We start from the raw sequence: 14,274 nt of genomic DNA on the forward strand, positions 1-14,274 counted from the left end.
AGCTTTATCAGTTCTAAAAAAACGACGCTGCTAAACAAGGTATGTACGCAATTAACAAATCACCCCTAAAATAAAAGTCATTTTTAGTTATATAGGAATCCTACTTGAATCTTGCTCAGTATACTGAGAAGTCAAGCTTTGTATGTCAAGCTTCTAGGCAGCTTGATTGTTCAAAAATCAAATAGGAGTCCTATATGATGTTTGTGTAATTGACTATAAAATAATTAATCGGCTAATCTATAACTCTGTTTGTATAGACGCAGACTTTAGTTTGATGGAATTATGGACATATAGTCGTACACAACATACAGACAATGTATTAAATAGGTTCCCAGCATCATGCGAACCCATCTGCACCAACTACACTAATTCAGATGTTTGACAATATCTGCAAATTCTTAGTTGAGAACTTCTCCAGTGACCGAGAATAAAAGGATACAAGCCCCTAAATTTATTTATGGGGATTGTAATTTTGAATTTTGAATTTTGAATTTTGAATTTTGAATTCCCCGAAGGGGTTGACTTCGCTACATGGTTATTAGGCGAATCTATTAATTTAACTGAACTAAGTCCAAAAGAATTATCTCTCGAACCCATTCGGGCTGATGCCCTAATTCTGTTGCAGTCGGAGCAAAGCATATTGCATTTGGAATTTCAAACCCAAGTTGATCCGAAAATTCCTTTTCGGATGATTGACTATCGATTACGAGCATATCGCCGCTTTCCAGACAAAGCAATGCATCAAGTCGTAATTTACCTCAAGCAGACAAATTCAAATTTGGTGCAACAAAATACATTTACAATTGCTGGGACACGACATGAATTTGCAGTTATCAGACTTTGGGAACAACCAACTGAAGTATTTTTGAGAACACCTGGACTTTTACCTTTGGCGGTGTTAAGCAGTACAATCGATCCAGAAGTTATACTTAATGAAGTGGCACGGGAAATTAACGGTATTACAGAATTAAGAACTCAAAGTAATATTGCTGCTTCTACAGCGATTTTAGCTGGTTTAGTATTAGATAAAGAGGTTATTAAACGAGTTTTGAGGTCAGACATTATGCGCGAGTCAGCGATTTATCAAGACATTCTACAAGAAGGTAAAGCTGAAGGTAAAGCCGAAGGTAAAGCTGAAGGTAAGGCTGAAGGTAAGGCTGAAGGTAAGGCTGAAGGTAAGGCTGAAGCGTTACTCGAAGTCGCAAGAAATCTATTTAGTACTGGTATGCCATTAGAACAGATCGGCAGAGTCACAGGGTTATCAATTGAGCAGTTACAGTATTTACAGGCAAGTGAGTCTCGTGAGTCCAATCAATAAATAATCAGTGCAGGTTGACTGCACCGATTACCAAGTGTCGCTCGAATTGAACAAACATCCCATTGTTTCACGCCAATGCTGAAGCTTGCGGTTTGGCAAAAATCATTCTTCCTGCTGTAGTTTGCAAAGCACTGGTAACTACTACTCGCAGTTCACCACCCACATAACTGCTACCTTCTTCAACGACTACCATTGTGCCGTCATCTAGGTAGCCAATGCCTTGACTGGGTTCTTTGCCTTCCTTGAGGATTTTTAAATCCAGGTTGTCGCCAGGTAAATAACTGGGACGGACGGCATTCACTAAATCATTCACATTCAAAACAGGTACTTTCTGAACACTGGCAACTTTAGACAAGTTGTAGTCGTTGGTTAGCAGTGTGCCGCTAATTTCTTGCGCGAAGCGTACTAACTTGGCATCCACTGTGGGAATATCTTCGTAGTCAACTGCATTAATCAGGATGCGATCGGGATAATCTTCCTTAATGCGGTTGAGAATTTCTAGTCCTCTCCTTCCCCGTACCCGCTTTTGGTCTTTGCTAGCATCCGCTACTTGTTGGAGTTCTTGCAAGACAAACTGCGGTACAAGAATTTGCCCTTCTAAAAACCCTGTTTCTAGTAAGGCTTCAATACGGCCATCAATAATACAGCTAGTATCTAAAACTTTGGTATTGGCTGGTTTTAATGTTCCTTCCACTACCATTGATTCGACGGTGTTGGGATTAATGAACCGCAATAAGCCTCGCCCGTGGGTGTCTGCCAAATTCATACCAGTGACGGAGAGGATGATACTACCGACAACTGCCACCAATGGCTTAATAAATCCAAAATCCGCCGGGATCGGGAGCAAAAATAGTGGGGCTAGCATCAGGTTGGCTAGTAATAGCCCAATCACTAAGCCAATGGCACGAGTTAAGATTACTTCCAGAGGCATTTCTTTGACTTGTGATTCTAGGCGACGATATGTCGTCTGGAAACTCAGCCCGATCGCACCACCAATAATAGCGGCAAAGACGGCAACAACTAAGCGTAAAGCTTCTAGATTCGTTACCTGATCTAGCGCCCCATTGGGTAGTAGTTCAATGCTGTAGAACCCTATTCCCGACGCTGCTAGGATAAATGAGAAAATAATAATGGCGTCAAGCATGGTTGTCTTGTTTTCCTGCAACTGTGTTAACCGATAAAGTTAAGTATTTTTTATTTCATCGGTAAGATAAACTGATCAATATTGACTTACACTAAGGGTTTAGGCTGACAATATCTGCAATTATTATAACTAAAGGCTTTTATCTTAATATTTTTCATTGTTTCGTTGTAAAAAGACAAAAACTTGTAAATAAACTAGTCATTTTGTAAGAATTCAGAATCCAGAAGTCAGAATTAAGAAGACTTTGATACCCAAACTTAATAATTTTAATAAAATCAAGAAGTTATTATACGCTTGATTTTAAAATTATTCTGGTTCCTGACTCCTGACTCCTGAATTCTTACCTCATTTTCATTGTCTCTAATTCGCAGTTGGATTAACTTAAAACTTTTCTCAAAATGAGTAAAAAATTTAGTATTTCTGGAATTGCGAGTTCTGCTTATGTGCATATTCCCTTTTGCAGACGGCGGTGTTTTTATTGTGATTTCCCAGTGTCTGTTGTTGGCGATCGCTTGCGGGGCGAAACATCTGGTACTATCTCCCAATATGTTGAGGTGCTATGTCAAGAAATTGCCATTACACCAGCATTTGGTCAACCTCTGAAGACAATTTTCTTCGGTGGTGGTACTCCTTCGCTGCTCTCAATAGAGCAGCTACAACGGATAATCACAGAGCTAGAGAAGCATTTTGGGATTGCGTCTGGGGCAGAGATTTCTATGGAAATTGACCCAGGTACCTTTGATTTAGCCCACATAGCAGGCTATTGCAGTGCAGGCGTGAACCGGGTAAGTTTGGGTGTACAAGCCTTTCAAGGAGAATTATTGCAAAGGGCGGGGCGATCGCACTCAGTTGAAGATATTTTTGCAGCTGTGGAACTAATCCACCAAGTTGAGATTCCCGTATTTAGCTTAGACTTAATTTCTGGGTTGCCGCATCAGTCTTTGGATCAATGGCAATATTCCCTAGAAAAAGCCGTAGCGATTTTACCCACTCATATCTCCATCTATGATCTTACCATCGAACCAGGTACAGCCTTTGGTCGTTACTACAAACCTGGCGATACTCCTTTACCCACGGATGAAGCCACAGTCAAAATGTACCAGATGGGTCAGCAAGTTTTAACTAGTGCTGGTTATGAGCATTATGAAATTTCCAATTATGCTCAACCTGGCCATCAGTGTCGGCATAATCGGGTTTATTGGGAAAACCGCCCCTATTATGGCTTTGGTATGGGTGCGGCGAGTTATGTTGAGGGAAAGCGGTTCACTCGTCCGCGTAAAACTAGGGAGTATTACCAGTGGGTACAAGCTGGCGGTGTAATTGATTGTGATGTAACTCCCCCAAAGGAAGTATTGTTAGAAACGTTAATGTTGGGGTTGCGTTTGGCAGAGGGTTTGAGTTTGGCCGCGTTGGTAGAGGCGTTTGGCGAAGAGAAGGTAGAGGAGATTTGTCGGTGTTTGCAATTGTATTTTGAGAAAGGTTGGGTGGAAGTTGCAGAGGGAAGGTTGCGTTTGATTGATCCCCAAGGATTTTTGTTTTCTAATGTGGTGTTGGCGGAATTGTTTGAGAAGTTGGGGTGACGAACTGCTTATGCAAAAAAATAAAGTTAGAAAAGCTGTGATTCCGGTAGCTGGTTTCGGTACTCGTTTGTTTCCAGCTACTAAAGTTGTCAAAAAAGAACTTTTCCCGATTATTGATCGAGATGGTAGGGCAAAACCTGTGATTCTCGCAATTATTGAAGAGGCAATTAATGCTGGAATTACAGAAGTAGGAATTGTGGTGCAGCCAGATGACAAAGAAATATTTGCAGATTTATTGAAAAACCCACCCAAAAAAGAACTTTTAGATAAACTTTTACCGCCAAATCAACAATATAGTAGATATCTCGAAGATTTAGGTAGCAGAATTACCATTTTGTTACAAGAGGAGCAATTAGGCTATGGTCATGCGGTATTTTGTGCCAAAGATTGGGTACAAAATGAGCCGTTTTTGCTGATGTTGGGCGACCACATTTATGCATCTGACATTGAAAAATCTTGTGCGCGTCAAGTTTTAGATGTTTATGAACAAGTTAATCAAAACGTTGTTGGCTTAACTACAATGCCAGCAGAAATTATTCATAAAGCCGGGTGTATAACAGGAGTTTGGCAAGAGTTAAACTCGATTTTGTCAGTTACACAACTCTATGAAAAACCGACTATTGAGTATGCACAACAGCATTTACGTGTACAAGGAATGTCAGAAAATGATTTTTTAGGTGTATTTGGCTTATATTTACTAACGCCGAAAATTTTTGACTTTTTAGCAGAACACATCAACCAAAATTTCCGAGAACAAGGTGAATTTCAGTTAACATCTTGTCTTGAAAAATTGCGTCAGGAAGAGGGAATGACAGGATATGTTGTTAAAGGAAAGTGTTTTGATACAGGTTTGCCAGATGCTTATCGTCAGACAATGATTGATTTTAGAAAAATATAGATTAATCTCAGTTCAATTCGTTTGTCTGGGAGGATCTCAGTTTTTTAGATGGTTCAAGCAAACAGTAATCGATTGAGGTAAGCAGAGGAATGAGCAAGGACTTGAGGCATCTTGAAACTATACCGTTTAGTTTGCCCTTGGTGATAGCCTCCTGTTTTTTTGTTAAAGCAGTTTTCAGGTAGATGAGTTACAAAATGCAGGACTCTAAATCAGACAAAAAGAATTTCTACTGCCTTCCTACTGCCTCCTTAAAAAATTACCTCAAAACTAGTGGTAGTTAGAGCAGGAAAATAGGTAGCATCCAATTGTGCAAATTTACCCCCGGAATTAATCTCAGCAAAATCAGCCGCCGAACCATTAGGGTTATAAAAGAGACTACCATTTGCGCTATTATAAACAATCACCGCACTACTACTTGCAGCTAAAGTATCGTTTGTCACTGTGGCAAAGTCTGCGGAATTTAATTTAGTTGGGAAGACTGAGTTACTTAGAGCGGTAAAGGTAGATTTAGATAGTTGGATCTTGTCTTGCTCAGGAGTGAAGTCACTAATAATATCAACTCCAAGTTCCCTAATATTAAACTTTGATCCGGTTGCAAATGCAAACTTATCTGAACCATCGCCTCCTTTTAGTAAGTCATCCCCACTATCTCCCTGTAGGTAATCGTTGCCTTGGTTCCCGCTCAGAATATCTTTTCCACTACTGCCAAAAAGAATATCATCACCGTTGCCCCCCAGAAGGTTGTCGTCATCACTACCCCCATCTATTCTGTCTGCACCAGATCCACCAACGAGAGTGTCACTACCTGCTCCACCGTCAATGTAATGATTACCAATAACACCAGAAAGCGAAATACTGTCATCACCATCCCCCGCAAAAATAATCTTATCGCCAGCCGAAAAATTCCCCCCACTAAAGGTATCGTCTTTCTTGGTTGTAGTGACATCAGTACTGATCACATTTCTGGCTCGAGCAACTGCCTCTTTTATGACATCAGCAAGATTCTCACTTGTAGAACCAAGAGTCAGTACACCACCTCGACCAAGCTGGGTAACTAGTGTCTCGTAATCGGCTGCAACATTACTCGTAGTTAGAAAAATTGGAATAATGTTATTTGCTTCTAGCGCAGTTTTTACTTGTCCGATCTTTGGATAATCTTCATAAGCATCAGCTATCCCATCTCCATTATTGCCAATACTATCTGGCCTAACTGCTGCACGATCGCCGGCAACGTGATAAATACCATCGGTGGCTATGATAACAACACGAAACGAACCTACTCTGTAACCAAGACTGCCGCCGCTATCTAAAGCTGTGAACAAGAGTGCAAATAATTGTGATTCTGGCCCATCATTGCCACCAAAAGCTTCAAAGTCAAAGATTTTGTCTTTAATTGTTGTGACATTATTTGTCAAAGCGACTTCTGCTTGATATACATAGTCAGCGTAAGCCCCAAAAGGCGCAAGTGGCTTATCCTTGAAAGAGGCAATACCAAATTTCAGGTCATCACCAAAGATACTTGCTAACGTCGGGTTGGTTAAGCGATTTACTGTCGCAGGAAGTACGGCTTTAAGCTGGACTACATTTTCATTAGATGACGATGTTAAGTCTTGTAGCAGAACAATATCAGATACTAAACTCATAGTTTTTCCCTCTGACTATTTTTATTGATGGGTTGTATTGCAAAGTGCCTGAATACTATTTCAGCTTGATATTAGCAAGGTTAATTGATTTAAGATAGTACTTAAACTGAAGAAATTTAGGGGGTTTACCTCCTGCCTCCTCATTTAATTCGTTGTACCCTACTAAGGTTATAATCGCAGACTTAACGAGAGAGAATGTTACAAGATATGAGTTAAGCTAAAGTGCGTCAATGGGTGAGCAGTGAAGATAATACTTTGGATTAGAGGATGAATCAGTATTTTGCAACGGTTGCTCGCGGATTAGAAACCCTTGCAGCTCAGGAGTTAGAGCAACTGGGTGCCCATTCCGTAGAGCCGGGGTTTTGCGGTGTAGCCTTTGAGGGCGATCGCACTCTACTTTATCGCGTCAACCTCTGGGCTAGGCTACCGTTCCGAATCTTGGTAAACATCCATGAGTTTCCATGCCTTGATGCCAAGGATCTCTATCGCGGTATCCAGACTATCGATTGGCAAAACTATCTCACGCCAGACATGACGCTGGCGGTGAATGTCACGGGCAAAAACGATCGCCTCAACCACAGCCACTTCACATCTCTCCAGGTCAAAAATGCGATCGTTGACCAACAGCAAGAAAATCTGGGTGAGCGTTCAAATGTAGAGCTTCATGAACCAGATGTGCGGATCAATGTTCATATTGAACGCGACTTTTGTACCGTCAAACTCGACAGTTCTGGAAATAGTCTGCATCGCCGAGGCTACCGTCCTGCGGTGGGAGCAGCCCCTCTAAAGGAATCTCTAGCAGCTGCCCTGATTCAACTTTCAGGTTGGCAACCAAACCAGATGTTCTACGATCCTCTGTGTGGGTGTGGCACTTTACCCCTGGAAGCTAGCTTAAAGGCACTGAACATCGCACCAGGGCTGTTTCGGGATTGCTTTGGATTTGAAAATTGGCTCGATTTTGACCTGTCCCTTTTGGAAAAACTCCTCCAAGAAGCTAAGGATAGCCAACTAGATAGCCTGACCGCACCTATTTGGGGAAGCGATCGCGATGAAAATATAATCGAGCAAGCGATTAACAATGCTCAAAACTGCGGCGTTGATAATCATGTATGGTTTTCTCAAATGGAGCTTGCTGATGTTGTCGCCCCCGCAGACAGTGGGATTTTATTCTGCAATCCACCTTATGGCGAACGGCTGGGGCGAGATAGCGATTTAGGGGCGTTCTATAAACTTTTGGGTGATGTACTGAAACAACGCTTCAAAGGCTGGACTGCATTTGTACTCAGTGGCAACAAGGAACTGTCTCAATCGATTGGACTAAAATCATCCCAGCGAATTGCAGTGTACAACGGAGCCTTGCCTTGTCAGTTAATGAAATATGAACTGTACTAAGTACAGCATTTCATTAATTCGTAGCGAATTAAATTTGGCAATACGTTGCAATGCCAATGCGTCCCTCTGCAATGTCAATGCGTCCCAATACAATGCCAATGCATCCCCCTACATTAAAAATGCTACGCTTTTACGCAAAACTGTATTAAGACAGAATCGATCAGATTTTGCGATTTCCGGTTTGTAGTATGTTTAAGGCGCTCGCTCTCAATTACTTTTGCTCAGTAAAAAATACATTGCCTGAAAATTTTGTGACACTGGGGATGTGCTGTATTGTCGGAGTTTGTGAGAACCGCGACCTAAATCTGCTGTTGCATGGCATTGGCTATCTTGATAGACTCAATCTGAATCGGTGATATTTTTAATACTCTTTAATAAATTTAAATTAAGTCAAACAAACTTGAAACTATGTGTAAGTCTATATTCTGGCAGTTAGTATGACAACTTTTGAAACAAGTGGCAGTATAATCAGTGACTGACAATCTGCAATTTATTTATCGTTAAAAGGCAAGGCTATTTATGTCAGACCAATTCACCTTTACCGTTACCAATAAAACTGAATTGGCAATTACAGAGTTGTGGGTATCTATCGATGATGAAGAGTGGGCCTCATTTAACTTGGGTGAGTCAGGGATTCCATCAGGTGAAACAGCAACAATTGCTTGGGCTGAATATACGAATGGTTCGCCCTGTGAATGGTACATTTCTGCTGTATTTGAAAACGAATCAGAAACTGAGTCAGCCCTATTTAACTTCTGTAAAGAACCAGCTTTAACAATCGGATAAATTCTGCACTGCGATCGCGCTTGATACATGATTGCATATCGATTCCAGTCATAAAAACAAAAGCCCTACCTCGAAATGTATCTAGGTGGGACTTGATATTAGAATTGATATTTGCAATATTTCAGATTTTACGATGCCTACGGCGGTCAACTACGCAATTCCTCAAAATACTTAAAGCCACCGCCTCCGCTACCTTAATCCCATCGATACCAGCCGAGAGAATTCCCCCTGCGTATCCCGCACCTTCACCAGCTGGATAAAGTCCGACTGTATTTAAACTCTGATAATCCTCTTTACGTTTAATCCGAATTGGTGACGAGGTGCGGGTTTCCACGCCAGTCAACACGGCATCGTCCATCGCAAAACCTTTAATTTGTTTATCAAAAGCGGGAAGGGCTTCACGGATGGCAGCGATCGCATAATCTGGTAAACTCTGACTCAAATCACCCAAATGTACCCCAGGTGTATAAGACGGTTTAACAGTGCCCAATGCTGTAGAAGGGCGATGGTTGAGAAAGTCTCCCACCAACTGCCCTGGAGCTTCATAAGTCCCGCCGCCCAATTCAAAAGCCCGTTCTTCTAAGCGCCGTTGGAAGTCAATTCCTGCTAACGCATTTCCCGGATAATCTTCGGGGGTGATGCCCACAACGATCGCACTATTGGCATTGCGCTCATTGCGAGAATATTGGCTCATCCCATTGGTGACAAGTCGTCCCGGTTCTGATGCGGCTGCAACTACCAAGCCCCCTGGACACATACAGAAACTATAGACGGAACGACCATTTTCGCAGTGGTGAACCAGTTTGTAATCGGCAGCACCTAAAAGCTTATGACCAGCTTGAGTGCCGAAACGACATTGGTCGATGAGAGACTGGGGATGTTCGACCCGAAAGCCGATGGAAAATGGTTTAGCTTCAATGTAAACCCCACGTTCAAATAGCATTTGGAAGGTATCGCGGGCGCTGTGACCTACTGCGAGAACTACATAATCGCTGGCGATATATTCCCCACTTGCGAGGGTAACTCCCCGCACCTGTCCATTTTCGATGTTGATATCTTCCACCCGACTTTGAAAGCGAATTTCACCGCCGAGAGATTCGATTTTGGCACGCATACTTTGGACGATTCCCACTAATTTGAAAGTGCCGATATGCGGTTTGTTGATATAGAGAATTTCTGGTGAGGCTCCAGCATTGACCAATTCGGTTAGCACCTTGCGCCCATAATGCTGAGGATCTTTGACCTGACTGTAAAGTTTGCCATCGGAGAATGTACCCGCACCACCTTCGCCAAACTGGACATTGGATTCTGGGTTGAAGTCTGATTTTTTCTTCCAAAAGTTAAAGGTATCAACGGTGCGATCGCGAACTTGTTTGCCACGTTCTAAAATGATGGGACAAAAGCCCATTTGCGCCAGCATCAACCCTGCAAACAAGCCGCTAGGCCCTGTACCAATTATGATGGGGCGAATTGCCAAATTACTAGGTGCTTGTGCCACTGGGCGATAACTCATGTCTGGCGTAGCCATCACATGGGGATCTTTTTTCAGGCGCTTGAGTAAATGAGTTTCCTGAGTCGTTTCTACATCCAGAATATAAACAAGGCTGATCTCTCCTTTCTTACGGGCATCATAGCTACGCTTGAAGATGGAATAGCTGATCAAATCTTCGTCCGTGATTTGCAGCTTTTTGATGATGGCAGTCTTGATATCATCTTTATGATGATCAAGCGGGAGCTTTACTTCAGTTAGTCGTAACATAGCGAGGAGAAATTCATACTGTCTATCAAAATATTAACAAGAGAGGCGGGAGGCAGGACGAATACTGCCTTCTGCCGAAACCTTACATAAACACTGACTTTTCACGTCATGGAAAAACCCACGAAAAACCTAACCCCCCTCCCGACACAGTTGCAATGAGTAATAATACGTAGCAAAAATTACCTCAGAGAAACAAGAAAAGTTTAGTTCAAATCAATACCTGTTAAGGTGTAGTTCCAGTGTATTGAGCAACTTGGGCAAGTCTTTTTGAGAAACCTGACGTGTACCCGTCTCGACTGCATCAACCCAGGAAACGCTTTTCTCCATCGTTGTAGCGAAAAATGCTCTAGACCAGCCTTTTGCTTTTCTCGCTTCTCTAATGACATTACCTGATAGAGGCTGGATATTGTTTGCACTTAGCTGATTCGAGTCCAGGGTCAAGCGTTCCTCTACTTCTGCTGGTAAATGAAAACGCCATCTAGAATTAAGTATTTGATTCCAGTAACCTATAGGTCTTTTAGCGCTTGTGCTGCTTGTTAACCAAGGTGGGCCTGTTTCTAGTTCTGCTTGCCATCCGGCTTCTTTGACAACTTTCAAGTCAGTTTCCAAATCATCAGCCATTTGCCGTCTAAGCTGTCTGTCTTGCTCTGCTGTTGACACTTTGTCTGCACCGTAGGCAATCTCCATCAGAGTCTTGCCCATTACACAATCCTGGAATTCCGGTTGGATTTGGAAGGTTAGCCAAACTAGCATTCTAGCCGCGCCAGCATTTTGTTTACCAATACTAAATAGTTTCTGTACGGTTTTCTTGGTAATAATTCCAGTGTAGTAGTGGTATTTAGATTTGTTGAGGAAGTATTTTGTCCATACTCCAGCTTGACCTATCACCTTTAAACCCACTAGCTTGTTATTGCCAGCTTTATCTGTTTCAAAATCTCGTATTATACTGATGTCCCAAATCTTTAAATCAGCAACAGTAAAAGCTCCTACTTTCCCCTGTTTAGGCCATGCAATACAAGCTAGTACCTGAGCAGGCTGCCGTAACAAGTCGTACAAAATACTCAATTTTTCATGCTTGCATAAGTCCCTGCGTTTAACAAGCCCTGTGTATTCAAGTAGTTGCTTGTCATCAATGACAAAATTGCCTGACCAAGGTTTATCTAGGCTAGCTACTAAGGCACAGTAAATCAGGTGAATAGCACAAGCTCTTGGATCAAATTGGTCTATAACAACTAAAGCTGCCTCTTCTGCCAGAGTTTCTGGTTGTGGAGTTTCGGAATTATCTGTTACATAATAAAAGATTTTTCCTTTTCCAATTTCAGCTTCTTTTTCGTAAATAAAAGTATTATTTACTTGACTTTTCCATGACAGATTCATTTTTTGAGATAAGACTTCAGCAACTCCATACAAAACTAGCGACAAGGCAGCAACATTAGTCTTACTATCAGGAAATAAAGAAGCTTTTTTGAATTGCCGAGGTTTTGCTGAATACTGGTAATTTAATAGTAAATTTTGCTCATCTTTATTAACTCTGTCTTGAAGAGGAATTTGCTTTGATAATTGAGTAGTTGGGTCTTTTAGAGATTCTTCATCAAGAGCAACATTAGTTTCCTTTGAATTTGGATTACGGGAAATTGTAATTCCCATTACCTGGTGAAATAGATGCAGAAGTTTACTATATAATGTTTTTGCTAACTGCTTCATTTGTCTACAAATCCGCTGCTCACGTAGATAATTTACAATGATGAAATAAAGTCTGAGTTTCTTCTACTTGACCTTGCTAGAATAAACTCTCAGCCGCTTTGAGTCGCTTTAAACAACCACCAACAATGCAAGATATTTGACACCAGGTGATACCAATCTAATAAAAAGTGGTCAAGTAAAAAAACTGATTTTTACTTGACCAGAATTACCAGTGATGAGTTCAAGCTTTCACTGATTGTAATTACGAATTACAAATTATCAATTACGAATTGCAGCTTTGCTGCTTGACGTTACTAGCGGTACTGTTGGTCAGCGGGATCTCCATAGGGGTCTTCGCTAGCTGGGCGGATATTACCATACTGCCCGGAATCCGCCGGATCTCCATAGGGGTCTTCGCTAGCTGGGCGGACGTTACCATACTGCCCGGAATTTCCTTGATTGCCTTTTTGCATCAATTTTTTGACAGCTAGGGCGGCGATACCAGCGATCGCTCCTTCGCTAATGGATTGCTCATAATGTTACCACCTTGACCACCTGTAAAGCTCCCCGTAACACCACCCAGGATTTGACTGAGTATATCTGGTTGTTGCTGGTGAACCCGGCCTGTCGTTTGAGCAAGATAATTTGGGTCTTGAAAGCGATCATCTATACTGTCTTGGTTTAGATCGGAAAAATTCAAGTTTGAAGAGCGCGTCTGCTGTTGAAGAGAGCGACCAAACTGCATCCGCTCTTGTGGTGACATCCGACTAAAGGCTTCTTGTGCAGATTCCTGATATATGGAAAAAAGTTTCTATTAAAAAATAGAATGACGGTTAAACGCCATCTATTTATAATATGTACAAAAATTAATTTGTTGGAACAGTACCTTCACCCAAACCCCTTAAGTCTCGCCCTGTGGGACTGTTATTATATCCTTGAAAGTCCCGGTATTGTTGTGCCTCCTCCTGTGGAACACGAATGCCCTCTTGTGGCGCTGTTACCCAGACAGGGCGACGTTGAGCATCTCGATAGTAAACACGCCCATTCTTAGAAAGGTAGTATTTCCCCTGCGCTCCTGTTCCTTGGGCATTCTTTCGCTGATTGTAGAGGTAGAAAAGTCCAGCGGCTCCTGCCAAGATTGCCACTTTCTGCCCTGTACTCAATCCCCTCCTAGCTTGGGGTTGATTTACGGGGGCGCGATTATTTAAATTTCTACCAACACTATCGTCAACTGGAGGTGGCGCAGCATATTGGGAACCTCCGCCGCAGCTATTAAGCAGCGGGACTGTTAGCAATGTTGAAAGAAATACTGTTGTTGTCAGCGAAGCTAATCTATTTGTCTTGATCATACATTTTCTTTTCCTGCTAATTTAGCTGACGTGGTATAAGAGTCTACAGTTCTATACAATGGTCAGCCCCTTCCCTACGGGACGCTGCGCGAACGGGGAAGTCAAAAGTCAAAAGTCAAAAATTTACCAAGCCCATAAATACATTTAGGGGCTTGTACCTTTTTATTTCTGGTCAAGTAAAAAGCCGAGTTTTACTTAACCGAAAGTTCAAATACACTGTATTCGCCACTACACTTTAGTTAGCTTAAAGTCTGTGATTCTTCTCTGCCTAGAATTTGTTTTTTAAGCAAGCGAATTTCTGCTGTTAATTCTTGCCGAGTGGAATCTTTGAGCAAATAGCGGGAAGTAAACCAAATTGTGTAACCAAGTCCAATTAATTGGAGAAATGGAGAAACTAGTGGAATATCATTTATGGCGTTGAGTACCGCTAGAAAAATTCTTAGTGCCGTAACCGTTATCACAAGCAAAGCAAAGCTGATAATCAGTAATTTGTATTCTTGGTAGAATCTACCTATGTACTCAGGTATTTTTGCCAAAAATATAGAAATCTCTCTACCAATTGTTTGCCATTGTTCTTCATTTTTCGAGGCGGGTGGCAACATTGCCAGGTTTCCAGACTCTGAACCTTTAAGTGCTTTTATCTGGTTTTCGGAAGCAGTATCGACATACTGCTCTTGTTGTAATTCTGTATCCATAATTATCTCCTGATTTTCTGCAATGAG

The 14,274-nt window shown here is 41.8% G+C and carries 13 protein-coding genes; 5 read left to right on the forward strand and 8 right to left on the reverse strand.

Annotation, left to right across the window (positions count from 1 at the left end; translation table 11 throughout):
* The first annotated feature begins 493 nt into the window (after positions 1-493).
* A complete protein-coding gene (locus HWQ40_RS05730; RefSeq protein ID WP_292775494.1) occupies positions 494-1,318 on the forward strand; it encodes an Rpn family recombination-promoting nuclease/putative transposase in 825 nt (274 codons plus the stop codon).
* Between the two features lie 67 nt (positions 1,319-1,385).
* Here HWQ40_RS05730 and HWQ40_RS05735 read toward each other — a convergent pair whose 3' ends face one another.
* Positions 1,386-2,462 carry a PIN/TRAM domain-containing protein gene (locus HWQ40_RS05735; protein WP_292775495.1) on the reverse strand — a complete coding sequence of 359 codons (1,077 nt, stop codon included), beginning with the start codon at positions 2,460-2,462 and terminating at the stop codon, positions 1,386-1,388.
* A 398-nt stretch (positions 2,463-2,860) separates the two neighbouring features.
* Between HWQ40_RS05735 and hemW the strand changes: the two genes are divergently transcribed.
* A complete protein-coding gene (hemW, locus tag HWQ40_RS05740) occupies positions 2,861-4,042 on the forward strand; it encodes a radical SAM family heme chaperone HemW (protein WP_292775496.1) in 1,182 nt (393 codons plus the stop codon).
* A gap of 10 nt (positions 4,043-4,052) precedes the next feature.
* The gene (locus HWQ40_RS05745) at positions 4,053-4,940 is read left to right on the forward strand and encodes a UTP--glucose-1-phosphate uridylyltransferase (RefSeq protein ID WP_292775498.1); all 888 of its coding nucleotides are present in this window, start codon (positions 4,053-4,055) and stop codon (positions 4,938-4,940) included.
* A gap of 248 nt (positions 4,941-5,188) precedes the next feature.
* Here the strand turns inward: HWQ40_RS05745 and HWQ40_RS05750 are convergent, their stop codons facing one another.
* Positions 5,189-6,583 (reverse strand): hypothetical protein, encoded by a 1,395-nt coding sequence (locus tag HWQ40_RS05750; RefSeq protein ID WP_292775499.1) that lies wholly within the window; start codon positions 6,581-6,583, stop codon positions 5,189-5,191.
* A gap of 267 nt (positions 6,584-6,850) precedes the next feature.
* Here HWQ40_RS05750 and HWQ40_RS05755 point away from each other — a divergent pair, with 267 nt between their 5' ends.
* Positions 6,851-7,975, forward strand: coding sequence for a THUMP domain-containing protein (locus HWQ40_RS05755; protein ID WP_292775500.1), 1,125 nt, complete (start codon positions 6,851-6,853; stop codon positions 7,973-7,975).
* 519 nt (positions 7,976-8,494) lie between these two features.
* Positions 8,495-8,761, forward strand: a complete 267-nt coding sequence (locus HWQ40_RS05760; RefSeq protein WP_292775501.1) for a hypothetical protein — start codon at positions 8,495-8,497, stop codon at positions 8,759-8,761.
* Between the two features lie 121 nt (positions 8,762-8,882).
* Here HWQ40_RS05760 and HWQ40_RS05765 read toward each other — a convergent pair whose 3' ends face one another.
* From HWQ40_RS05765 to HWQ40_RS05790, 6 genes are all read right to left on the reverse strand, one after another.
* Positions 8,883-10,520, reverse strand: a complete 1,638-nt coding sequence (locus HWQ40_RS05765; protein ID WP_292775502.1) for an NAD(P)/FAD-dependent oxidoreductase — start codon at positions 10,518-10,520, stop codon at positions 8,883-8,885.
* A 213-nt stretch (positions 10,521-10,733) separates the two neighbouring features.
* Complete coding sequence (locus HWQ40_RS05770) at positions 10,734-12,224, reverse strand: helix-turn-helix transcriptional regulator (RefSeq protein WP_292775504.1); 1,491 nt, start codon at positions 12,222-12,224, stop codon at positions 10,734-10,736.
* A gap of 293 nt (positions 12,225-12,517) precedes the next feature.
* Positions 12,518-12,676, reverse strand: coding sequence for a hypothetical protein (locus HWQ40_RS05775; protein ID WP_292775505.1), 159 nt, complete (start codon positions 12,674-12,676; stop codon positions 12,518-12,520).
* 14 nt (positions 12,677-12,690) lie between these two features.
* Positions 12,691-12,966 (reverse strand): hypothetical protein, encoded by a 276-nt coding sequence (locus HWQ40_RS05780; protein ID WP_292775506.1) that lies wholly within the window; start codon positions 12,964-12,966, stop codon positions 12,691-12,693.
* A 103-nt stretch (positions 12,967-13,069) separates the two neighbouring features.
* A complete protein-coding gene (locus HWQ40_RS05785; protein ID WP_292775507.1) occupies positions 13,070-13,552 on the reverse strand; it encodes a hypothetical protein in 483 nt (160 codons plus the stop codon).
* Positions 13,553-13,791: 239 nt separating this feature from the next.
* Positions 13,792-14,247, reverse strand: coding sequence for a CAAD domain-containing protein (locus tag HWQ40_RS05790; protein WP_292775509.1), 456 nt, complete (start codon positions 14,245-14,247; stop codon positions 13,792-13,794).
* Positions 14,248-14,274: the final 27 nt, after the last annotated feature.

Origin of the sequence: Nostoc sp. NMS9 (assembly GCF_017114995.1) — a bacterium.
Taxonomy (GTDB): Bacteria; Cyanobacteriota; Cyanobacteriia; order Cyanobacteriales; family Nostocaceae; genus Nostoc.